Source organism: Bariatricus sp. HCP28S3_D3, assembly GCF_052065755.1.
GTDB lineage: Bacteria > Bacillota > Clostridia > Lachnospirales > Lachnospiraceae > Allocoprococcus.
The window spans coordinates 179,366-201,135 of the sequence record NZ_JBQHTK010000003.1 but is presented as its reverse complement, the minus strand read 5'-3'; the positions used below and the strand labels follow the sequence as shown (position 1 = coordinate 201,135).

Below are 21,770 nucleotides of genomic sequence, written 5' to 3'. Positions count from 1 at the left end.
AAAACTGTAGCGTATGCTACAAATAAGCTCCGTTTTTGAGGATTTGATATAAACCGTTCCGATCGGTGATCATAATTTTACCATAGTGGCTTTTCAGAAGGCCCTGATCGGCAAAAGCGGAAAGAACCCTTGATACGGTTACCCGGTTCAGACCCAGAGTTTCTGCGATTTCGGCGTGTGTATAAGGAAGGACATTGTCCAGAATTCCTTTGTCCCGGTTGGGGGAAGCCGTCTCTTCCAACAGAAAACTTGCAATGCGTTTTCGGCTGTCGTAGTTGGTGAGGCGGTATATCTGTCTTGAAAGATGATTACACGTCTCGCTTAAATGCTGGAAAAGGAGAACCATCAATTCGGGCGTTTCGCGCAGCAGTGGGATCAGGTCGGAGACCAGACAAGTGGCAAGGCGTACCTCGGTAACTGCGGCAACACTGGTTGGGCGAACATGATCACTCAGAAAAGAGGATTCGCCGAATATACGGCCTTTTTCCAGAATCTCCAGAGTCGTTTCACGCCCGGAAGAAGAAAGGGTATATACGCGGACTCTGCCTGATAGAATCAGGTATAAATAGTCGGCGGAATCATTTTGAAGATAGATAAATTCGCCTTTTTGATAGGTCTTCTGTGAGCCGATCGTACAAAAGATATCAAAGTATTTCTCGAGTATTTTAATCATAAGCGTTTCCTTTCCGGTATCAATATAATAGAATAATATGTATTTATTATAACAGATGGCTGATAAGAAGTGTCCGGGAAAATAAAAGATATTTGGATGGTGACAAAGAACGCGTGAAAAGTGTGTGGAAGAAACATGTGAAAAAAAGATGATGAATGTTGACGTAATTGAAAAATATGGTGTATAATAATCGCATCAATTGATTGCCAAACCTGCTGAAAGGCAGGGACGGAAAGCTAAGCGTCTAAGCAAGAAATGATGTATGATAGGCTGGCTGCAACGAAATGGGTTGCAGCCGGCTTTTTGTTTTGAAAGAAGACAAGACTCCCACTACTACAGGTGGTGAGTTGCGTTTCAGGACAGGCTGAACAGGAGGATGCAATTGAATCGAGTATTTCGTGAAGAGAAGAAATTTCTTATTAATGTTGAAGAATTCATTAAAAAGAGCCACCAGTTGGAACAGGTGCTTATACAGGATGAACACAATGGAACAAATGGTTATATGATTCGTTCTCTATATTTTGACACAGTCTATGACGACGATTATTTTGAAAAGCAGGCGGGGTGGAATGTAGAAGGAAGATTCGGCTGCGGTGTTACGATCCGGACAGCAATTATGCAATGCTGGAGATGAAGCAGAAGCAGGGAAGCAGTCAGCTGAAACGGTCACTCAGAATGACAAGAGAAGATGCCATGAGAATGATACAGGGTTATTATTATTCCAGAGTCTTTCCGAAAGAATTTACAATGGAATATTATCAGAAATACATGGCTGATCTGGAGTAATTTCCAGATCGCCCATTTTATTGGTGGTCATGCGGAAGAAAATGTATTATACTAGATAGAAATGGGGCGGAAATCAGAAAAATGTTTTTCGGAATCATTTTAGAATTGTGATAATGAAAGAGAGAAGTTCATGGAAAAGAAACAATTTACCGGACATATCATGGCAGCAATTTCAGTCGTTATCTGGGGAACGACTTTTATCTCAAGCAAGATATTGCTTGAAGATTTTTCACCGATCGAATTGCTGCTTTTAAGATTTGTGATCGGATATATCATTTTGTGGATCATGAGTCCACGGAAAATGGAAGTGACGAATAGAAAGCATGAGCTGTATTTTGCAGGTGCCGGACTTACGGGAATCTGTCTGTATTATCTGTTTGAAAATGTAGCGCTTCTCTATACGCAGGCGTCAAATGTGGGAGTCATCACTTCAATCTCACCATTTTTTATCGGCATCAGTGCGCACCTGTTTTTGAAAGATGAGAAATTGAAGAAAAGCTTTTTTGTCGGATTTATTTTCGCAATCGTAGGAATTGCGATGATTAGTTTCAGTGGACAGGATGGTGTCCGGCTTAATTTTGCAGGGGACATGCTGAGTGTGGTGGCTGCGATGATGTGGGGACTTTATGCGATTCTGGCCAGAAAGGCGGGAGACTTCGGGTATCCGGTGATCCCTGCCACCAGAAGGATGTTCTTTTACGGCATCCTGATGATGCTTCCGCTGGCATTTGTTTTCGGATTTGATGTCAAGGCGGTGCAATTTGGAACTCCCGGAAATCTGCTGAATTTATTATATCTGAGTGTGGGCGCATGTGCAGTCTGCTTTGTGACATGGAACCGGGCAGTGGAAATTCTGGGAGCGATTAAGACCAGTGTTTATATTTATCTGATTCCGGTCATCACGATCATTACATCGATTGTTGTCCTGCATGAGAAGATCACATGGATGTCAGCAGCAGGAACGGTGCTCACAATGACTGGGGTGATCATATCGGAACGTATGGGAAATGCAGGTTAGCGAAGGAGGAGAAAATATGTTGAGTGAAGAGATGAGGGAGTTTATTCAGGATCATGAAGAAGAAGCACTTGAACTTCTGAAAGAACTGGCGCAGATTCCGGCATCTTCGAATCAGGAGGAGAAGCGTGCAAAGTTCTGCCGTGACTGGCTGGAAAGGCAGGGGGCACAAGGGGTGTATATGGATGAAGCGTTCAATGTGATATACCCGGTCGATATCCATCAAGCGGAAGAAATCGATGTGTATATGGCACACCTGGATGTGGTGTTTCCTGATACGGAAGCGCTTCCGTTAACAGAATGTGACGGGAAAATCTATTGTCCGGGAATCGGAGATGATACAGCCTGTGTGGTTTGTATTTTGATGGCGGCAAAATATATTGCAGGTAAGATCAGAAACGGTGAATGGGAAAAGGAACAGAAAGGATTCGGAGAGCAACAGAAGAAGAACGGAGCGGCGGGCATGCTGCTGGTATGCAATTCTGGAGAAGAGGGACTTGGAAATCTGAAAGGAGTTAAAGCAATCTGCCGGGGTTACGGAGAACGAATCCGGAATTTCTGTACATTTGACAGTGAACTTGACAAAATTGTAAACCGCGCGGTCGGCTCAAAACGGTACCGAATCCGGATAGCCACAGAAGGCGGACATTCTTTCGGAGATTTCGGAAAAGATAACGCAATCGAGAAAATGGCCGGAATCATCGAGAAGCTCTATCGCGTTCAAGTGCCGGAAGGCGGGAAGACAACCTATAATGTGGGATTGATCTCCGGGGGAACCGGGGTGAATGTGATTGCCCAGAATGCGGAGATACTGTATGAATTCCGTTCCGATACCAGTGAACATTTGCAGATGATGGAACAGCATTTTGAGAAGACGATACGGGAAGAGAAAGATAAAGGGCTGGATATAGAATATGAGGTGATCGGACTTCGCCCGTGTGGCAAAGGTGTGGATGCGGCCAGGCAGGAAAGGCTGACGGAAAAAGCAATGAAGGCAGTAAAAAACGTGATCGGAAAGAATCCGGAGCAGAACTGCGGTTCTACCGACTGTAATATTCCGCTTTCAATGGGAATCCCTTCGGTCTGTGTGGGATGTTACTATGGACATGGTGCACATACAAGAGAGGAATATATAGAGAAGGATTCGCTTATTTTGGGAATACAGGTGGCATTCGAAATGATCTTTGGAGAATAAAATAATCAATTATAAAAGCGGGGCATACCGGTCAGATATGCTCCGCTTTGTGTTCCCTTATTAAAGAGTATCTTCACGTTTGATATATCCCGGATGATCAGCCGGAGCAATGATTTCTTTTGCATGAATCACTTGTGCTCTCCGGTCAACAACCAAATTCTCAAGATGTACGTTTTCTGCGATTACAACACCTGGGAATACCACACAATTCTTTACAACAGCACCAGGTTTCACGACGCATCCACGTCCGAGAATTGAATTCTCGATCGTACCTTCGATCAGGCAGCCGTTGGAAACAACAGAGGATTTCACGCTTGCTGTTTCAAGATACTTCGTCGGGCAGGAGTCATTGGTACGTGTGTAGATCGGCCAGTCCTCATCAAAAAGGCTCATTGCTGATTTGTAGTCGATCAACGACATGTTAGCATCATAGTAGCTCTTGAAATCTGTGATGGAAGCAAAATAACCGCGATGAGAAATTCCGCGCACATCCAGTTCTTCACATTCTGCACTGACGATGTCAGCCAGTGTGTACATAGAAGAAAGTTTGTGAGCTTTCTGTACGAGCTCGATAAACAAATCTTTCTTCATAATATATGTATCCATGAAAATATTTCTGTTCTTAGCATTACCGTGATTTTTCTCGATAGAAAGAACACCTTTCTGACGGTTCAGGTTCAAAGTATTGCAGTTCAGGAATGCTTCTTTTGCATTATCAACTGAATGGTACAGAACTGTGATATCCGCACCGGAATCTATATGATTCTGAAGCAGAGTATCATAGTTTGCAGTGTATACCATGTAGTTCGGTGCGATGACTACATATGGATGATGCATTCTCTGAATGCATTCCAGGTTCTCCATAAACATGGCGATGTCCGTGTTATAGATACTGTGCTCAGCACCATCATCGGAAAACAGGATCTGCAGATTGCCGCGTTTTGAGTTGATATTGTATTGGCGTCCACTTCCGAGATGTTCGACAAGAGAACGAGGTTTTCTTCTGATATATACCTGGATGCGGTCAATGTCACTGTTACTCATATTAGAAATTGCAAAGTCTATTACTCGATATCTTCCGAGGAAAGAGAACGAACCGATTGGACGATAGTCCTGAAGTCCCTCTACCCAGATATCTCTGCCGGAAGAAGTGACGATTCCAAATGCGTTATACATATTATTCTACCCCCTTTACACGTTTTGCTACCAGTTCGATATGTTCGCTGTCAGCAGAACCGACAACAGCCTGTTTGCCGATCTTAATGCCGTCGGCAACCAGAGCGCGGGTAACAACGGCTCCGTCTTCCACTTCAACACCCGGCATCAGTACACTGTCGATAATCTTGGCGCCTTCACCAACTTTAACTCCGGTGAAAAGAACGGAGTTCGTGATTTCGCCGTTGATGGTACAGCCCTGTGTGATGAAAGCCTTGTTGATCTTAGCTTCAGCGCCTATGTAATGAGGAAGAGTTGTAACGTCTTCGGTATAAATCTTCCAGGTCGGATCGCTTAAATCAAGCTCGTTTCCATTTAAAAGATCCATATTTGCTTCCCAAAGGGAATCGATGGTTCCTACATCTTTCCAGTATCCCTGGAATTTATAAGCAACCAGTTTTCTTCCGTCATTCAGCATGGTCGGAATGATATCCTTACCAAAGTCGTGATTAGACTCCGTATTCTTCATATCTGCCAACAGCATTTTGCGAAGCAGCTTCCAGTTGAAAATGTAGATACCCATGGAAGCAAGATTGCTCTTCGGCTGTGGCGGTTTCTCTTCGAATTCTACGATCGTGCCTTCTTCGTCTGTATTCATGATGCCGAAACGGCTTGCTTCTTTCATCGGTACTTCGATAACGGCAATCGTAGCATCAGCATTACATGCTCTGTGATGGGCAAGCATCTTGGCGTAATTCATTTTGTAAATATGGTCTCCGGAAAGTACAAGAAGATATTCTGGAGAATAAGAATCGATGAAATCAATGTTCTGGGAAATGGCATCAGCAGTTCCACGGTAAACATCCAGATTGGAATCCGCTTTCTCACGTGGTGGAAGTACAAAAACACCGCTATCTTTTGCGTCAAGTCCCCATCTGCCGCCTGCAGCTACGTAGCTGTTCAGCAGAACGGATTCGTACTGTGTCAGAACACCGACAACATCGATTCCGCTGTTTGCACAGTTACTGAGGGGAAAATCAACGATACGGTACTTCCCACCATATGAGACGGCCGGTTTTGCCACTTTATTGGTCAGGTCATGAAGACGGGAACCACGTCCACCAGCCAAAATCATTGCTAACATATTATTTTGCTTCATAAGTGAACCCTCTCTTTCGCTTGATGCAATATATTATACAATTTTTTTGCTCATATTTCCATATTTTTGTGCAAAAAAATCATATTTCTTTGGAAAAAGCTGGCAAATTATAAATAATTACCAGAAATCATCGCTAATCACGCTTTGTTTAGTTTTGCGGCTTTGCAGAAAAGAACATATCCGATGATAAACATCACGGAAATGATTGCAACACCGGCATTTGCTACATTGGTAATCTGGGCAACCAGTCCGACCAGTGTGGTTCCCATGAAAGAGGCTCCTTTTCCGCAGATATCGTATATACCAAAGTATTCTCCGGATTTCTCCGCAGGGATGATCTTGGCGAAGTAAGAGCGGGAGAGTGCCTGAATCGCGCCTTGGAACATACCGACAAGAACAGCGAGCAGCCAGAACTCCCATTGCTTATCAAGCTGGATGGCGAAGAGTGCAATTCCGGTGTAAGCTGCGATGCAGATTTTGATCAGAAAATCGGTATCAAACTTCTTGGAGAGCACGGAAAAAATCAGGGCACATGGAAAAGCAACAAGCTGAGTGACCAAAAGGGCAAGTAACAATCCCTGTGAATCCAGGCCCAGTGCACTTCCGTAAGCGGTAGCCATTTCGATGATCGTATACACACCATCTATGAAAAAGAAAAATGAAAGCAGATACAAAAAAATGTTTTTATGTTTCTTTATATCCCTCAGAGTGACTGCAAGGCGTTTAAAACTGTTTTTGATCGGATGATCGGGCAGTTCCACATAATTTGTCTGATGATAATTTTTCAGCAATGGAATCGTGACAACAAGCCACCAGAGTGCATTAAGAAAAAAGGCAAGCATCATGGCAGTGGTCATGGAAATCCCGATTTTATCGTACATCAGAACAAAAACCAGAGATATAACAAATGGAATGCAGCTTCCGATGTATCCCCATGCATAGCCGTGTGATGAAACGGAGTCCATTTTCTCTTCTGTTGTGATATCGACCAGCATGGAATCATAGAAAATCAGGCTGGCATTGTATCCCACTTTTGCAATTACGAAGACAGCCAGAAACAGGACCCATGATTTAGGAAAAGAGAGTGCTGCGCAGCCAAGTACCCCGACCATCATGGAGATTGTAAACAAGGGCTTTTTGAAATTGCGGGTGTCTGCCAATGTGCCGAGAATTGGACCAATGATGGCTACCATGACTGTTGCGACAGAAGCAGCATATCCCCAATAGGCAAGATAATCCACTTCGGATATTCCTGCATTACCGGCCAGGAAGTTGAAATAGATCGGAATGATCGTGGATACCAGCATAATAAATGCAGAATTTCCTACATCGTACAGAATCCAGCATTTTTCCAGTTTTGTAAGTTTTGTATTATTCATTCAGATGCCTCCTTCTATTCAAATGTGCGTTCAAAACGCGAATGGAGTTCTGTGCCGGTACAAAGACTTTCGTCAAAGCTGTAAAGCATGGTTACAGCGATGTCAACAGCACCTTTGAACCGCAGGTAAAGACCCTCGTTGCTGACTGTGCATTTGGGGTTGTCTTTCCGCTGATGCATCAGCCCCTTCCAATAATCATATTTTCCGGTTAAATGCATTGCTCCGTTCAGAATGGCCTGTTTGACGATACATGGAGCCGTAAAGATTCTTTTTACCAGTTTTAGGTCTTTCAATGCCTCCCGGATAATGACCGGATTCATATTACGGTAGAAAGGATAAATTGTTTTTGCGGTTACGCTGTCTGTCGGGACAAGGTCAGCAAGTGGATAGGAAAGAGCATTCTTTCCGTCTTTGCGAAGAAGCATTTTTTCAAATTCTTCTTCAATTTCCAAATGTTCGACATCAAGAGCTTCCATCATTTCAGATACATAAGGATGACATTCACTGTCAAGAATGTAGTGGCAGATGAAACCCAGGAGATAGGCGTATTCCCGGCTGTCACGTCCTTTTTCTTTTACGACAGTCAGCGCATGTGTGAAGAAGGATGCTGCTGATACTTCGTGAAGGTGGTAACCATATTTGGATACACGATTACTTTTCCATGGCCGGTAAAAAAAGAAAATATCCGGTCCCTGGAGACCAATCTGAAATTGTACATAGTATTTGGAAATGATTTCGTTTAATTCTCCGTCTGTTTTTTGGGCTACTTTTTCCCCAAAACGGTTGTGTGCATAAAATGCAGGCATGTGTGTTTCCTCCCATCTGACTAAATCCTATTTTAACTATATAAGGTTAGCATAAAAATGTAAACGAAAAATTTGTTTGAAGTTAAAAGAAAATGAAGCTTCGCCGCTAATACTTGACATCTGTATGGAAAACCCGCAAAATGAATATTAGAAAACTGGAAGGAGATAATATGGATATCAATAAAGCAGCAAAGAAAATATTAAAAGCATTGTCTTTTGAAGAAATAGATGTGGAGAAATCCAGACAGCTGGCAGATTTGAAACGGCTGGATCCTATGAAGATCTTCTATCGGACGGTAGATACACGTATTTACAATGGGGATCATCTGGTGCCGGTCCGGTTGTTTTTCCCGGATGAGAAGACATTTCAGGAAGAGCAGGTGCCAAATGGAATGCGGGTGATGCTGTTCCTGCATGGCGGCGGGTGGTCCACCGAACATGTAGATAATTATGAGAGGATATGTGCCCGCCTTGCGAATGCCACAGGGCATATCGTGGCGGCGATTGAATACCGGCTTGCTCCGGAGCACAAGTTCCCGACCGGGCTTGAGGACTGCTATGCGGTGGCGAAGGCAATGTATGAAAAAGAGTTTCTTTTGAATGTGAATTCAGAGGATATTACACTGATAGGAGACAGCGCAGGAGGAAATCTGGCTGCAGCACTTTCACTAATGGCAAGAGACAGAGGAGAATTTCTCCCCAGAAGGCAGATTCTAATCTACCCAGCAACGAATAATGATTATTCGGAAAATTCATCATTTGATTCTGTTAGGGAAAATGGGACAGATTATCTTCTGACAGCAGGAAAACTAAGAGATTACCTTGATTTTTACGCGGGGAAAGAAGAGGATCGGATGAATCCCTATTTTGCACCGATTCTGGAAGAGAATCTGCAAAATCAGCCGGATACGCTGGTCATAACCGCGGAATATGATCCATTAAGAGATGAGGGAGAGGCATATGGAAGAAAACTGGAAGCGGCAGGAAACAGGGTAGAAATCTACCGGATCAAGAACGCACTTCACGGTTTTTTTGCCCTGGGAATCAAAAGCAATCACGTACAGGAAAGTTTTGATATTATAAATAATTTTTTGAGGAGGGAATAGCCGTCATGCAGTCGAGGGGTGCGTATTGGCGGAAACTGGACAACGCGGCAAAACTTTTTTCGGCAGCAAGTACGAAAAGGGATACCCGTGTATTCCGCTTTTATTGTGAATTAAGAGAGGAAATTGAGGAAGCAAAGCTTCAGCAGGCGCTGGACAGGACGCTGGTTAAATATCCGATGTTCTTGTCGGTGATGAGAAAAGGCTTGTTCTGGCATTATCTTGAACAGAGTAATCTGCGCCCGGTCGTTCGGAAAGAAACCCGGGAACCTTGCAGAAATCTGTACATCCGGGACAAGAAAGAGCTTTTGTTTGAAGTGACATATTATAAGAAGAGGATTAATTTTGAGGTCTTTCATGCACTGACAGATGGGACGGGAGCCAGTGAATTTATTCGGGAGCTGGTGAAGAATTATTTGTTCCTAGTACATGAAGGGGACGGGCTGGCGGATCTTGAATTAAACGAGAAGACGGTTACTGTTTCGGACCAGGAAGACGACGGATTTGCGAAGTACTATTCTCGTGATAATAAGGGCAGAAAAAAGAACCGGAGAAAAGCATATCAGATTAGAAGAAACAGTGATCTCGGAAGCCTTCAGGTGACGGAAGCAGAAGTGAAAGTGGCGGATCTTGCGAAAAAGGCGAAGGAATATGGTGTGTCGATGACGGTGTACTTAACAGCGGTTCTGATGTGCGCGATTCACGGGAAAATGTCCAGGCGTCAGGAGGAAAAACCGGTGGCGCTTATGGTGCCTGTCAATCTGCGGAAATTTTTCCCGACAGATTCCATGCTGAATTTTTTTAGCTGGCTGGAGGTGGAACACCGTTTCGGTCAGGGAAAAGATAGTCTGAACGAAGTGATCCGTGAGGTGAAGCAATATTTTGACGAGGGCCTCACAAAAGAGAAAATGAGGGAACGGATGAGTGAATATTTTGCACTTGAAGTGCATCCGATCCTGCGGCTCGCACCGCTTGGATTAAAGAATTTCTGCATCGGTTTTGGATCACGCAGTTCGGCAAAGGAGATAACGGCGATTTTTTCCAATATGGGAATCATTCGTATGCCGGAAGACTATGCGAAGTATATTGAGCGTTTCGGTGTATTTACCAGCACACCGAAAGTGGAACTATGTATGTGTTCATTTGAAGAGAATGTTTATTTGGGATTTACGTCAAGATTTGACAGTTCGGTGATCAAGAAGAACTTTTTTTGCATTCTTGAACAAGAGGGAATCAAGGTGACACTGCTTGAGACTGAATATCCGGAAGAGGCGACTGCTGATTCGATTGGAATGAAAGTATTTCGGATATTTACCTTCTTATGTATTGCGGCAGCGGTCATCGCACTGGGGAGTGATTATTGTGTGGATGGACATTTCGGATTATCACTGAAAATATGCGGGGGTGCATTCAGTATGTGGCTTGCACTTGCGGTTGCATTCTTTAAACGATACAATCTTTTGAAAAATGCTATGTGGCAGCTGGCTGTGGTGACGACCGTCTGTACAGTGTGGGATCTGCTGACAGGATGGCACGGATGGTCGGTGGATTTTGTTTTTCCGGTTGTCAGTATTGTGATTATCATTTCCATGATGATCATTTCCAAAATATACTACCGCCATCCAAAACAGTATATGATCTACTTTGTGATGGCGGCAGGGTATGGACTGTTTTTCCCGCTGGTTTTTATCCTGACAGGGCTGGTTAACGTGACGGCACCGTCGGTCATCAGTATTGCATTTTCATTCCTGACACTCACCGCGCTGATCCTTTTTAAAGGGCGCGAGTTCCGCGAGGAAATGGAAAAGACATTTCATGTATAGAATGATTGAAAACGAAATAGCTATGGTCTGGCGAGCAGGTAATCGATTGCACGAAGAAGGTCTTTTTTCTGGTCGGGAAGCATTCCGTAAATGGTATACTGGTCCAGAACGGTCGTGTCTTCGAACAGACAGTCCTTCACGTGCAGATTTTCAAGCATCAGGCGCTCTTCCAAAAGGATTTCTTCCGGAGTCATCATCTGGAAAAATCCTTTTTGTGCTTCTTTGCAGAGCTTTGTGTCTTCCCAGAGCTTCAGCTTCAGACACCATATGTTTTTTGGATGGAGCTGATTCAGAAGTCGGGCTGTTTCTAGTGCATGGAGATGGGAATACTCACGTCCGCCAAGTCCGGGGATAATGGTGACAAAGTAATCGATGCCTGTTTGCTCCAGACGATGCAGAGCATCCAGAATCTGTGCGGATGTCACGCCCTTGCACCGTTCTGCCAGAATCGGGTCGCTTCCGCTCTCCACTCCGATATGAAGAGCGGCAACGCCTCTGGATTTCAGCAGTCGCAATTCTTCATCTGTTTTCCGGAGTATGTCATCAGCACGGGAATACATGGCGATTCTATGTACATTGGGCATATATTTTGCGACAAGATCAATGATCTGACATAAGAATTCAGTGGAGAGGCAGAATGCGTTTTCACCGAGCAGAAACAGCCTTGTATTTTCTGGTTGAAGCATTCCGAGGATCTGCAGATTGTGTTCAATGCGGGAAAGCGGATGAATGCAGAATTCATCCCGGGCAAAATCACAGAAAGTACATTTGTGCCAGCTGCATCCAAGGGCAACTTCCAGAGCGGCACTTCCTTCCTCTTGGGGTGGAATATAAATGGTTTCATGTGTATAAATGGATTGATAAAGTTCTTCTCGCGTCATGTCTGTTTTCCTTTCATAAAAAATGTTTCTATTGCGGATACAATATGGTTTCGTATATTCTGTCTATAGTGTACCACAAAACAGAAAGAAGAAGAATCTTCATTTTTAGGCAGATATTCTTGTGTGAAAGTGAAGAGGTGTGCTATACTTGTGCAGAGTAAGAAAAACAGGGGAAACCTGCTGGGAGTGTATGGAATGGCAAAAAATAAAAAGAAAAAAAGCAATAAGCCGACAACGATACGATATTTTGATTATAGCCTTCTTGCTGTGATGGTATTCCTGATCTGCTTCGGACTTGTGATGCTCTATAGTACCAGTGCGTATGAGGCACAGAGCAAGTTTAATGATGGAATGTATTATTTAAAAAGACAGGGAATCATCAGTATGGGAGGCCTTGTAATTATGCTGTTTGTTACCCGGATCGATTACCATCGATATGCGAAATACTCGGCAGCACTTTATGGATTTGCGATGCTTCTGATGGCGCTGGTAAAGTATTCGCCACTGGGATATGAGGTGTATGGAGCAAGAAGATGGCTGCAGATCCCGGGAACGGGACAGACCATGCAGCCTGCCGAGGTGACGAAGATTGCAGTCATTTTGTTTATACCTTATTTAATATGTAAGATGGGAAGCAAGGTTCATAAGCTGAAAGGAAGCCTTATGGTACTGGCGTGGGGAGCAGTAGCCGCTTTTGGTGTGTTCTATCTGACGGATAACCTGAGTTCGGCAATCATTGTAATGGGAATTGCCTGCTTCATATTATTTGTTGTACATAAGAAAATGAGACCGTTCGTTATCATTGGCGGATGTGGAGTCGGAGCATTTGTGGCAATCGCGGCTGTCCTTGGTAAAGTGCTGGAGAACAGTGATAATTTTCGGCTGCGCCGCATTATCGCATGGCTGAATCCGGAAAAATATGCATCGTCACTTTCGTTCCAGACTCTGCAGGGAATGTACGCGATTGGTTCCGGAGGCTTTTTTGGAAAAGGATTAGGCAATAGTGCACAGAAAATGATTATACCTGAAGTGCAAAATGACTTCATCCTTACGGTTATTTGTGAGGAACTAGGGGTATTCGGTGCTATTATGGTATTTGTATTGTTTGGACTGCTTTTGTATAGACTTCTGTTTATTGCACAAAATGCCCCGGATCTTTATGGAGCTCTGATCGTAACCGGAATTTTTTCTCATATTGCAATTCAGGTTATTCTGAATGTGGCAGTTGTGGTGAATCTGATTCCTAATACGGGAATTACACTGCCGTTTATCAGTTATGGTGGTACGTCTGTACTATTTCTTATGATTGAAATGGGAATTGCATTGGGAGTATCACGTAAGATAAAAATTGAGGAGTAAAAAAGTCTTTTTTTTCATTAGAGAGTGTGTTATCATATACAAAGTGGTAATGAAAACTACATATTGCGGAAGCTGAAGACGGATTCGGGAGGAATGATATATGAGTTATAAAATAATCGTAGACAGCTGTGGAGAGTTAACAGAAGAGATGAGAGCGTCAGGAATATTTGAGACGGCATCACTTGCGATGGATGTGGACGATTATCATATTATAGATGATGAGACATTTGATCAGGCGGATTTCTTGAAAAAAGTAGCGGAGAGTCCGAACTGTCCAAAGTCATGCTGCCCTTCACCGGAACGGTATATGGAGGGATACCGGTGTGATGCGGATCGGGTATATGTTGTGACTTTGTCTGCGGAGTTAAGTGGCTCTTATAACAGTGCTGTGCTAGGGGCCAATCTCTATCATGAGGAATATGGGGATAAGGATATTTATGTATTTAACTCCCGTTCTGCATCAATCGGTGAGACATTGATCGCATGTAAGATCATAGAATGTGAAGAAAATGAACTGATGTTTCCGGAAGTGATCGAAAAAGTGGAAGAGTATATTGAAGGACAGAATACATTTTTCCTTCTTGAGTCACTGGAAACGCTTCGGAAAAATGGGAGACTTACGGGACTTAAGGCGATCGCGGCAAACGTGCTGAATATCAAGCCAGTGATGGGATCTACTCCGAAAGGAGAGATATGCCAGCTGGGACAGGCCCGTGGAATGAAGAAAGCACTTCAGAAACTGGTGGATTGTGTGGAGGAAGGCTCTGTAAATGTTGAAAATAAAGTTCTGGCAATCTCGCACTGTAATTGCCCGGAACGTGCAGAAGTTTTGAGACAAATGCTGGATGAAAGACTTCATCCGCAGCAGATTCTTGTTCTGGATACGAGAGGAATCAGCAGTATGTATGCGAATGACGGAGGAGTGATCGTCGCGGTATAGTTGTATAGAATAGAGGGAATGACTTTGACATTAGCTGAGAAATTAAAAAGTGCAAGAGAAAATGCGGGATATTCTCAGAGCCAAGTCGCTGAAAGACTCAATATATCACGGCAAGCGGTCTCCAGATGGGAAAATGGAAGAGCGTATCCGGATATTGATAATTTGGTAGTGCTCAGTGAGATATATAAGGTTTCTATCGATGAATTGTTAAAGGATAAGAGTGCTGATGAGCAAGAAGAAGTAAACACTGAGATAGAAGTTGAGCCGGAAGAAAGGAATAACAGACTTGCAGTATTGATGGTTGCAATTTCCGGCACTTTGTTTCCGGGTGGAGGATTAGTGATCATGTTGGCAGTTTTACTTTATTGTGGAATCAAAAGGATAGAACTGCCAAAGGTTTATAAAGTTATTATAGCAGTATGTTTCGTAATAAATCTTATAAATGTTGGAGTGTTGATAAAGTCTTTTGGATCTGTTTTTGCAGAGTGGCTATAACAAATAGGTACTAAATTGTTGGAAAAGGTGAACTCTAGTGGTGCATTTAGTAGTGTAAACGAATAATTTCTCCCTGGAAATTACTCATTACTTTGTTGCGATTTTATTTGTGCTATTATAAGTGTATAATATTTGCGCAAATAAACAGCCAGAATAGTGAGAAATTTGGAGACAGTGGACCATATATTTATACCTTAGGAGGATTTATGAAACCGAATAGCATTAGTAATAATAAAAAGTTAACATTGCTAGAATTTTTGTGCTTGATTATATTAACTTTATACGTCCTGGAACAATATGTCTTACCGGATCTATTACAGATTAATCCGGATTTTTATGTGATTTTTAATTGGTGGTTGTGGTTAGTGGATAAGACTGTAGGGAATGTTTGCAGATACTTAGCTGTTATTTTTTCTTTCCAGCTATTAAGAACAATCATTCCGGAAAAGCATATGACAAAAGATGAAAATCCAAAAGTCTAATGCTTGAATCTGTTAAAGAAATATGCTAATATTGTAGCATCTAATTTTAAAAGGAGCTACAGTAAGATGAGTCAGGAAAAAGTAGATTGTTATAAAAAAGAAAAAGCAAATAGAAAACAGATTATGAGGAAACAGAAGATTATGCACATCGTGCGCAGTGCCATCGTGGGAGTGATCGCAGTGGCGCTGGTTGGATGGCTTGGTTATTCTGCGTACGGCTTGTATGAGCAGAATCAGCCGAGAGATATGGCAGAAGTGGATTACACTGCTGTAGATGGGTATCTTCAGTCCCTCAATTTATCCGAATAATGAAAATAAAAAGTGTATAGTAAAGAGTCTGCCGGAGAGCAGGCTCTTTTTTAGTTCCGGGGATATGCCGGAAGTGTCAGCGCTCATTTTATTTGCTCCATTTCAATGAGTGAATTAATATAAAAACAGAAAAAAGTGGGAAAATTTCCCACAATGATATGAAAACGAAAAAATCCCCCACGATTCCCCACCACTTGATGCTAAATGGAGGGTGAAGAGGAATCGGAAGGGGATTTTTCTGCTTTTTGTGCAATTTGGGGAGAAAAAAGGAAAAATTACAGAAAAGTCTGGGAGAGCATAAAAAAATGAAAAAGGGGGTTGAAAAGGGAGATAAAGTGGTTTACAATGGTTTCAAGTGGTAGAAAGTGGTGAATAGTGGAGCGAAGTGGTGTAAAAGTGGCAGACCACTTTGAAAGAAGGTGATCCTTGATGTTGACTGGAGAGTTTAATCACAGTATTGACGCGAAAGGCAGGCTCATCATTCCGTCAAAATTGCGAGAAAGTCTGGGAGAACATTTCGTAATTACCAAGGGAATGGATGGCTGCTTATTTCTCTATCCGGAAAACGAATGGGAAGCCTTTGAAGACAAGCTAAGAACCTTACCACTCACGAACAAAAAGGCCAGAGACTTTAAACGTTTCTTTCTCGGAAGCGCCGTGGAAGGAGAACTTGATAAACAAGGGAGAGTTTTGATTTCTTCTTCGCTTCGTGCATATGCCAGTCTGGACAAAGAAGTTGTGCTTGCCGGTGTGCTGGACAAGGTGGAGATCTGGAGCAAGGATGCGTGGGAAGCTCGTACTGCTGATGTTGAGGAAAATATCGAAGATATTGCAAGTGACATGGAAGATTTGGGACTGAGCATTTAACCGGATCACAAAAGCGAAACGGATTGCAATGATTCGTTTCAATAGGAGGACACTATGGCATTTGAACACAAATCAGTATTACTGGAGGAGACAATCGAGGGCCTTGCCATCAAGCCGGACGGTATTTACGTCGATGGGACGCTTGGTGGAGGCGGACATGCTTATGAAGTATGTCGGCGTTTAAGTAACAAGGGGAGTTTTATAGGAATAGACCAGGACGCTGCTGCAATCGAGGCGGCAAGCGAACGATTACTCAGTTTCGGGGAGAGAGTTACAATAATCCGGAGCAATTATTGTGATATGAAACTGAGGCTCCATGAAATCGGCATTGACAAAGTAGATGGGATCGTACTTGATCTGGGCGTGTCATCTTATCAGCTGGATACGGCAGACCGAGGATTCTCCTATCGGGCAGATGCACCTTTGGATATGAGAATGGACACCAGACAGAGTGTAACGGCAAAGGACATCGTCAATGGCTACAGTGAGATGGACCTTTTTCGCATTATACGTGACTACGGAGAAGATAAGTTCGCGAAAAATATCGCGAAACATATCGTGGCCGAACGTGAGAAAGGTCCAATCGAAACGACTGGACAGCTTGCCGAGATCATCAAACAGTCTATACCGATGAAGGTTCAGAAGACATCAGGACATCCGGCAAAGAGAACATTCCAGGCAATTCGGATTGAATGCAACAGGGAACTGGAGGTGCTTCGGGATTCGCTGGATGATATGATTGATATATTGAATCCGGGCGGAAGGATCTGTATCATTACGTTCCATTCGCTGGAAGACAGAATTGTAAAAGGTATTTTTAAGAAAAATGAAAATCCCTGTACTTGTCCAAGTACATTTCCGGTGTGCGTGTGTGGTAAAGTATCCAAGGGACGTGTTGTTACGAAGAAGCCGGTTCTTCCGAGTGAAGAAGAGATGGAAGAAAACAGCCGCTCAAAAAGCGCAAAGCTTCGTATTTTTGAAAGAAGATAGAATACAAGGGATATATTTAATTTGAAAGGGTGGTGCCTTATGGCAGCAAGGCGGAATAATTATGTAGAGACAGCAAGACGCCCACAGGCACATAGTGGAATGTACATATATGGAAATACGGTTCGGCAAAATGAGGTGATGCCGCGAAGACGGGAACGAGTGGTTGAAGAGCCACGCCGTAAGAAGAGAGTCAGCCGTCAGGTGAGACAGAACCGGAAGAAAGCACTGCATATGAGTCCGGCATACGTAGCATTTCTTGCTTTTGCAGCAGTAATCGCACTGGTGGCATGCGTATGGTATCTTCAGATGCGTACAGAGCTTACGAATCGATCTGAACATATTTCAGAACTGCAGCAGGAGCTTGCCGATATACGGGAGGAAAATACGACAAGATACAATTCCATCACAGATTCTGTGAATTTGGAAGAAGTTAGAGAGAAAGCAATCAATGAACTGGGAATGGTCTATGCAAATTCTGATCAGGTTGTTACCTATCAGAATCCGGTAAGTGATTATATGAAGCAGTATCAGGATATCCCGAAAAGCGGAGTGCTGGCTCAGTCTGAACAGATGAAAAAATAGAACAGAAATGCAAGGTGAATCAAATGTCAAAAAGAAAGAAAAGAAAAGTTCCTGCTTTGAGGCAAAAATTCACGAAAGGGATGCAGAAAAAGCTGGTAATACTCTTTATGTTGATATTACTGGCTTTTGTTATTCTCATCGGAAGAATTACTTACATCAATGCCTCGGAAGGAGAAAATTATACGAAGATCGTACTGGATCAACAGCAGTACACAAGCAGAACGATCCCGTTTAAACGTGGTGATATCGTGGACAGCAACGGCACAAAGTTTGCGACCAGTGAACGTGTGTATAATGTGATTCTGGATGCCAAAGTACTTTTGAGTAATGAAAAAAAAGCAGAGACATATAAGCAGGCGACGACGGAAGCTCTTCAGACGTATTTCGGAATTGAAGCGGAAACGGTTCTCAATATTCTGGAGGAAGACCCGACCAGTCGCTATACTATTCTGAAAAAGGGAATAGACTATGATACTGCAAAAGCTTATGAAAAAGCTGTGGAAGGGAATACGGATATTCAGGGTATCTGGCTGGAGGAAGACTACGTCAGAAAATATCCTTATGATACGCTTGCATGCGATGTAATCGGATTCAGTGTAGATGGAAATGTGGGAGCTGCCGGCCTTGAGGCATATTATAACAGTACGCTGAATGGAACGGATGGACGAAAATACGGGTATCAAAACACGGAGGCGTCCACAACGCAGACGGTGAAAGAACCGGTCAATGGCAGTACGATCGTAACAACGCTGGATGCAAATCTTCAGTCAATCGTAGAGAAACATCTGTCTGCATTTTATGAAGAGCATAGAAATGAAGCAACACAGGGAGGCGGATTTAAAAACGGGGCGGTAATTATGATGAACCCGAATACAGGTGAGATTCTTGCCATGTCTTCGCTGCCGATTTTTGATCTGAACAATCCAAGAGATTTGTCAAATTATTATTCAGAAGAGCAGATTGCGGCAATGTCCAGTGAAGAGAAGCTGGATATTCTGAATGGACTCTGGAGAAATTTCTGTGTGTCCGATACTTATGAACCGGGGTCTACGATCAAACCATTTACCGTGGCAACAGGTCTGGAAATCGGAAAGCTGACCGGGGATGAGACCTATTACTGCGGAGGCTACCTTCATGTGGGTGATCATGATATCAAATGTATTTCTTATGATGAAGGAGGACATGGGTATCAGAATCTGACACAGGTTATGGAGAATTCCTGCAATGTGGCTTTGATGGAAATCGGCCTTGATATCGGAACAGAAGAATTCAGCAAATATCAACACATATTTGGATTTGGTGAGTATAGTGGGATTGATCTCCCGGGAGATGCGGCGACTTCGGCACTTTTGTATCAGCCCGACAATATGGGAAGCACAGATCTTGCAACGAACTCCTTCGGGCAGAACTTCAATGTGACTATGGTGCAGTTGATCTCAGGTTTCTGTTCCCTGATAAATGGGGGGAATTATTATGAACCGCATGTGGTTAAGGCGATTCGTGATGAAAATGGGAATGTCACAGAAACGATTGAACCGGTTCTGGAGAAAAGAACGATATCGAAGAAGACGTCTGAGATGTTGAAAAGCTATATGCACAGTGTTGTTGAAAACGGCAGTGGAAAATATGCGAAAGTGGAAGGCTATGATGTGGGAGGAAAAACAGGTACCGCAGAGAAACTCCCTCGTGGTGAGAATAAGAACGTAGATTCCTTTATCGGTTATGCGCCACAGGATAACCCGGAAATCGTCGTTTATGTTGTGATCGATGAACCGAATGTGCCGAATCAGGCAAGATGCAGTAATCAGATTTCACAGCTTGCCGCGGATATTATGAAGGAAGCGTTTCCATATCTGAATATTACAAAGGCTTCAGCTGAATAAATGAAGGGTATAACCCCGGGCAAAGAATAATATGTTATAGAAATGGAAGATAACATATTTGAAGGTCCGGGGTTTTTATGCGCAACAAAACATATAATAAAAAGAAAATGCTTGTCGTATTTCTGGCAGCGGCGGTGATGATACTGGGGCTGCTGGGAAGGCTTGTCTATCTGATGATCTTCGATGCAGAGTATTATCAGGAAAAGGCAAAAGCGCTGCATGAGCGTGAACGGGAAATTAAGGCTGCAAGAGGAGAAATTGTGGATAGAAACGGAGTTGTACTCGCTACGAACAGAACGGTGTGCACGATTTCGGTTATTCACAGCCAGATCAAGGAACCAGAGAGAGTCATTGAAGTACTTTCAAAAGAACTGGGGATTTCGTCCGGTGAAATACGTAAAAAAGCAGAGAAGATTTCCTCAAGAGAAAAGATAAAGACGAATGTTGATAAAGAGACAGGGGACAGAATCCGGGAATATGATCTTGACGGAGTGAAAATAGATGAAGATTTTAAACGGTATTATCCATATGACAGTCTCGCATCGAAAGTGATTGGGTTCACCGGAGGGGATAATCAGGGAATCATAGGACTGGAAGTGAAATATGAAAAATGGCTGAAAGGGACGAACGGGACGATTCTTACAACGACGGATGCAAGGGGAATCGAACTGGAAGGAATTGCGGAGGACCGGATAGAACCGGTAGCCGGAGAGACACTTCAAATCAGTCTGGATTATAATATTCAGATGTATGCACAGCAGGCTGCGTTGAAAGTCATGGAGGAGAAAGAGGCCGATGCAGTAGTTATCCTTGTGATGAATCCCCAAAATGGTGAAATCTATGCCTGCGTTAATATTCCGGAATTTAATCTGAATGATCCATTTACTTTGAATATGGAAGAGGATACTTCGGAACTGGATGATGAAGTCAAACAGGAACGCTTGAATCAGATGTGGAGAAATCGATGCATCAATGATACATATGAACCGGGATCCGTATTTAAAGTGTTCACGGCTTCTGCGGCATTGGAGGAGGGAGTGGTAAGCCTTACGGATCAGTTCTATTGTCCGGGATATAAAATTGTGGAAGACAGAAAGATCCGCTGCGCAAGAACGACCGGCCATGGTGCGGAAACGTTTGTGCAGGGAGTGCAGAACTCCTGTAATCCGGTTTTTATTGAAGTTGGATTGCGGCTGGGAGTAGATAATTTTTACAAGTATTTTGAAAAATTCGGTCTGTTGGAAAAAACAGGAGTGGATCTTCCGGGGGAGGCTGATACGATTATGCACAAGAAAGAAAATGTCGGTCAGGTGGAACTGGCTACGATGTCCTTTGGACAGTCTTTTCAGGTAACACCGATCCAGATGGCTGCGACGATCAGTTCCCTTATCAATGGCGGGGAAAGGATCACCCCGCATTTTGGAATGGCAACTTATCGGGCGGATGGGGAGAAGACGGAGACATTTGATTATGGGGAAGGCAAAAGAATTCTGTCGCAGGAGGTTTCTGAGACAATGCAGGCTGTACTGGAAACGGTTGTGTCAGAAGGTGGAGGAAAGAATGCCTATATTGAAGGGTATCGAATCGGCGGGAAAACGGCAACCAGTCAGACGCTGCCAAGGAGCGCGAGAAAATATATTGCTTCTTTTGTTGGCTTCGCGCCGGCAGATGATCCGGAAGTGCTGGCGATGGCAGTAATCTACAATCCACAGGGTGTCTATTATGGAGGGACGATCACTGCCCCGGTTGTGAGGGACATTTTCGATAATGTACTTCCATATCTGGGAATAGAAAAACAGTCATAGGAAAATGAGAAGGACGAAAGGTAAAAGGTCGGAAGTGTCCACTTTACAAATGGAAACAGATACATTATACTAAATGCGTAGAA

Annotated in this window: 20 protein-coding genes, 1 pseudogene and 1 riboswitch; of the genes and pseudogenes, 15 read left to right on the top strand and 6 right to left on the bottom strand. The window is 43.3% G+C overall.

Going from position 1 to position 21,770, the window contains the following annotated elements:
- Positions 1-16: 16 nt before the first annotated feature.
- Positions 17-673 (bottom strand): Crp/Fnr family transcriptional regulator, encoded by a 657-nt coding sequence (locus tag ACTNB3_RS04480; protein ID WP_441024614.1) that lies wholly within the window; start codon positions 671-673, stop codon positions 17-19.
- Positions 674-868: 195 nt separating this feature from the next.
- Positions 869-955: riboswitch (cyclic di-GMP riboswitch) on the top strand.
- 94 nt (positions 956-1,049) lie between these two features.
- Between ACTNB3_RS04480 and ACTNB3_RS04475 the strand changes: the two are divergent.
- From ACTNB3_RS04475 to ACTNB3_RS04465, 3 genes and pseudogenes are all read left to right on the top strand, one after another.
- Positions 1,050-1,459, top strand: a pseudogene (locus tag ACTNB3_RS04475) (VTC domain-containing protein).
- A 130-nt stretch (positions 1,460-1,589) separates the two neighbouring features.
- Complete coding sequence (locus tag ACTNB3_RS04470; RefSeq protein ID WP_441024613.1) at positions 1,590-2,477, top strand: DMT family transporter; 888 nt, start codon at positions 1,590-1,592, stop codon at positions 2,475-2,477.
- 16 nt (positions 2,478-2,493) lie between these two features.
- A complete protein-coding gene (locus ACTNB3_RS04465; RefSeq protein ID WP_441024612.1) occupies positions 2,494-3,669 on the top strand; it encodes a M20/M25/M40 family metallo-hydrolase in 1,176 nt (391 codons plus the stop codon).
- Between the two features lie 60 nt (positions 3,670-3,729).
- On the opposite strand, the gene glgD is transcribed toward ACTNB3_RS04465, so the two are convergent.
- The 4 genes from glgD to ACTNB3_RS04445 form a co-directional block, all read right to left on the bottom strand.
- Complete coding sequence (glgD, locus tag ACTNB3_RS04460) at positions 3,730-4,845, bottom strand: glucose-1-phosphate adenylyltransferase subunit GlgD (RefSeq protein ID WP_441024610.1); 1,116 nt, start codon at positions 4,843-4,845, stop codon at positions 3,730-3,732.
- 1 nt (position 4,846) lies between these two features.
- A complete protein-coding gene (locus tag ACTNB3_RS04455; RefSeq protein WP_427805457.1) occupies positions 4,847-5,983 on the bottom strand; it encodes a glucose-1-phosphate adenylyltransferase in 1,137 nt (378 codons plus the stop codon).
- 137 nt (positions 5,984-6,120) lie between these two features.
- Entirely contained in the window at positions 6,121-7,362 is a 1,242-nt protein-coding gene (locus ACTNB3_RS04450; RefSeq protein ID WP_427805458.1) for an MFS transporter, read from the bottom strand.
- A 14-nt stretch (positions 7,363-7,376) separates the two neighbouring features.
- Positions 7,377-8,168: a zinc dependent phospholipase C family protein gene (locus ACTNB3_RS04445; RefSeq protein WP_427805460.1), complete on the bottom strand. Its 792-nt coding sequence runs from the start codon at positions 8,166-8,168 to the stop codon at positions 7,377-7,379.
- A 170-nt stretch (positions 8,169-8,338) separates the two neighbouring features.
- On the opposite strand from ACTNB3_RS04445, the gene ACTNB3_RS04440 reads away from it, so the two are divergent.
- Positions 8,339-9,274: an alpha/beta hydrolase gene (locus ACTNB3_RS04440; RefSeq protein ID WP_441024626.1), complete on the top strand. Its 936-nt coding sequence runs from the start codon at positions 8,339-8,341 to the stop codon at positions 9,272-9,274.
- Positions 9,275-9,279: 5 nt separating this feature from the next.
- Positions 9,280-11,094 (top strand): DUF6320 domain-containing protein, encoded by a 1,815-nt coding sequence (locus ACTNB3_RS04435; protein WP_441018539.1) that lies wholly within the window; start codon positions 9,280-9,282, stop codon positions 11,092-11,094.
- A 20-nt stretch (positions 11,095-11,114) separates the two neighbouring features.
- Here the strand turns inward: ACTNB3_RS04435 and ACTNB3_RS04430 are convergent, their stop codons facing one another.
- Entirely contained in the window at positions 11,115-11,975 is an 861-nt protein-coding gene (locus ACTNB3_RS04430; protein ID WP_427805463.1) for a radical SAM protein, read from the bottom strand.
- A gap of 195 nt (positions 11,976-12,170) precedes the next feature.
- Here ACTNB3_RS04430 and ACTNB3_RS04425 point away from each other — a divergent pair, with 195 nt between their 5' ends.
- From ACTNB3_RS04425 to ACTNB3_RS04380, 10 genes are all read left to right on the top strand, one after another.
- A complete protein-coding gene (locus ACTNB3_RS04425; protein ID WP_427805464.1) occupies positions 12,171-13,334 on the top strand; it encodes an FtsW/RodA/SpoVE family cell cycle protein in 1,164 nt (387 codons plus the stop codon).
- 100 nt (positions 13,335-13,434) lie between these two features.
- Positions 13,435-14,274 (top strand): DegV family protein, encoded by an 840-nt coding sequence (locus ACTNB3_RS04420; protein WP_441024609.1) that lies wholly within the window; start codon positions 13,435-13,437, stop codon positions 14,272-14,274.
- 24 nt (positions 14,275-14,298) lie between these two features.
- On the top strand, positions 14,299-14,769 hold the full coding sequence (locus ACTNB3_RS04415; protein WP_441024607.1) for a helix-turn-helix domain-containing protein: 471 nt from the start codon (positions 14,299-14,301) through the stop codon (positions 14,767-14,769).
- A 206-nt stretch (positions 14,770-14,975) separates the two neighbouring features.
- Complete coding sequence (locus tag ACTNB3_RS04410) at positions 14,976-15,251, top strand: hypothetical protein (RefSeq protein WP_441024606.1); 276 nt, start codon at positions 14,976-14,978, stop codon at positions 15,249-15,251.
- Positions 15,252-15,317: 66 nt separating this feature from the next.
- The gene (locus tag ACTNB3_RS04405) at positions 15,318-15,560 is read left to right on the top strand and encodes a hypothetical protein (protein WP_427805470.1); all 243 of its coding nucleotides are present in this window, start codon (positions 15,318-15,320) and stop codon (positions 15,558-15,560) included.
- A 429-nt stretch (positions 15,561-15,989) separates the two neighbouring features.
- Entirely contained in the window at positions 15,990-16,427 is a 438-nt protein-coding gene (gene mraZ, locus ACTNB3_RS04400) for a division/cell wall cluster transcriptional repressor MraZ (protein ID WP_427805471.1), read from the top strand.
- A 54-nt stretch (positions 16,428-16,481) separates the two neighbouring features.
- Positions 16,482-17,417, top strand: a complete 936-nt coding sequence (gene rsmH, locus ACTNB3_RS04395; protein WP_427819080.1) for a 16S rRNA (cytosine(1402)-N(4))-methyltransferase RsmH — start codon at positions 16,482-16,484, stop codon at positions 17,415-17,417.
- A 39-nt stretch (positions 17,418-17,456) separates the two neighbouring features.
- A complete protein-coding gene (locus ACTNB3_RS04390) occupies positions 17,457-17,999 on the top strand; it encodes a hypothetical protein (RefSeq protein ID WP_427819079.1) in 543 nt (180 codons plus the stop codon).
- 23 nt (positions 18,000-18,022) lie between these two features.
- Positions 18,023-19,882: a peptidoglycan D,D-transpeptidase FtsI family protein gene (locus ACTNB3_RS04385; protein WP_441024605.1), complete on the top strand. Its 1,860-nt coding sequence runs from the start codon at positions 18,023-18,025 to the stop codon at positions 19,880-19,882.
- A gap of 77 nt (positions 19,883-19,959) precedes the next feature.
- Positions 19,960-21,687, top strand: a complete 1,728-nt coding sequence (locus ACTNB3_RS04380) for a peptidoglycan D,D-transpeptidase FtsI family protein (RefSeq protein WP_441024603.1) — start codon at positions 19,960-19,962, stop codon at positions 21,685-21,687.
- Positions 21,688-21,770 lie beyond the last annotated feature (83 nt).

Excerpts from the sequence above, each read along its gene's own strand:
- ACTNB3_RS04480 (WP_441024614.1), bottom strand. The coding sequence starts at position 673 with ATGATTAAAATACTCGAGAAATACTTTGATATCTTTTGTACGATCGGC.
- ACTNB3_RS04470 (WP_441024613.1), top strand. The coding sequence starts at position 1,590 with ATGGAAAAGAAACAATTTACCGGACATATCATGGCAGCAATTTCAGTC.
- ACTNB3_RS04465 (WP_441024612.1), top strand. The coding sequence starts at position 2,494 with ATGTTGAGTGAAGAGATGAGGGAGTTTATTCAGGATCATGAAGAAGAA.
- glgD (WP_441024610.1), bottom strand. The coding sequence starts at position 4,845 with ATGTATAACGCATTTGGAATCGTCACTTCTTCCGGCAGAGATATCTGG.
- ACTNB3_RS04455 (WP_427805457.1), bottom strand. The coding sequence starts at position 5,983 with ATGAAGCAAAATAATATGTTAGCAATGATTTTGGCTGGTGGACGTGGT.
- ACTNB3_RS04450 (WP_427805458.1), bottom strand. The coding sequence starts at position 7,362 with ATGAATAATACAAAACTTACAAAACTGGAAAAATGCTGGATTCTGTAC.
- ACTNB3_RS04445 (WP_427805460.1), bottom strand. The coding sequence starts at position 8,168 with ATGCCTGCATTTTATGCACACAACCGTTTTGGGGAAAAAGTAGCCCAA.
- ACTNB3_RS04440 (WP_441024626.1), top strand. The coding sequence starts at position 8,339 with ATGGATATCAATAAAGCAGCAAAGAAAATATTAAAAGCATTGTCTTTT.
- ACTNB3_RS04435 (WP_441018539.1), top strand. The coding sequence starts at position 9,280 with ATGCAGTCGAGGGGTGCGTATTGGCGGAAACTGGACAACGCGGCAAAA.
- ACTNB3_RS04430 (WP_427805463.1), bottom strand. The coding sequence starts at position 11,975 with ATGACGCGAGAAGAACTTTATCAATCCATTTATACACATGAAACCATT.
- ACTNB3_RS04425 (WP_427805464.1), top strand. The coding sequence starts at position 12,171 with ATGGCAAAAAATAAAAAGAAAAAAAGCAATAAGCCGACAACGATACGA.
- ACTNB3_RS04420 (WP_441024609.1), top strand. The coding sequence starts at position 13,435 with ATGAGTTATAAAATAATCGTAGACAGCTGTGGAGAGTTAACAGAAGAG.
- ACTNB3_RS04410 (WP_441024606.1), top strand. The coding sequence starts at position 14,976 with ATGAAACCGAATAGCATTAGTAATAATAAAAAGTTAACATTGCTAGAA.
- ACTNB3_RS04405 (WP_427805470.1), top strand. The coding sequence starts at position 15,318 with ATGAGTCAGGAAAAAGTAGATTGTTATAAAAAAGAAAAAGCAAATAGA.
- mraZ (WP_427805471.1), top strand. The coding sequence starts at position 15,990 with ATGTTGACTGGAGAGTTTAATCACAGTATTGACGCGAAAGGCAGGCTC.
- rsmH (WP_427819080.1), top strand. The coding sequence starts at position 16,482 with ATGGCATTTGAACACAAATCAGTATTACTGGAGGAGACAATCGAGGGC.
- ACTNB3_RS04390 (WP_427819079.1), top strand. The coding sequence starts at position 17,457 with ATGGCAGCAAGGCGGAATAATTATGTAGAGACAGCAAGACGCCCACAG.
- ACTNB3_RS04385 (WP_441024605.1), top strand. The coding sequence starts at position 18,023 with ATGTCAAAAAGAAAGAAAAGAAAAGTTCCTGCTTTGAGGCAAAAATTC.
- ACTNB3_RS04380 (WP_441024603.1), top strand. The coding sequence starts at position 19,960 with ATGCGCAACAAAACATATAATAAAAAGAAAATGCTTGTCGTATTTCTG.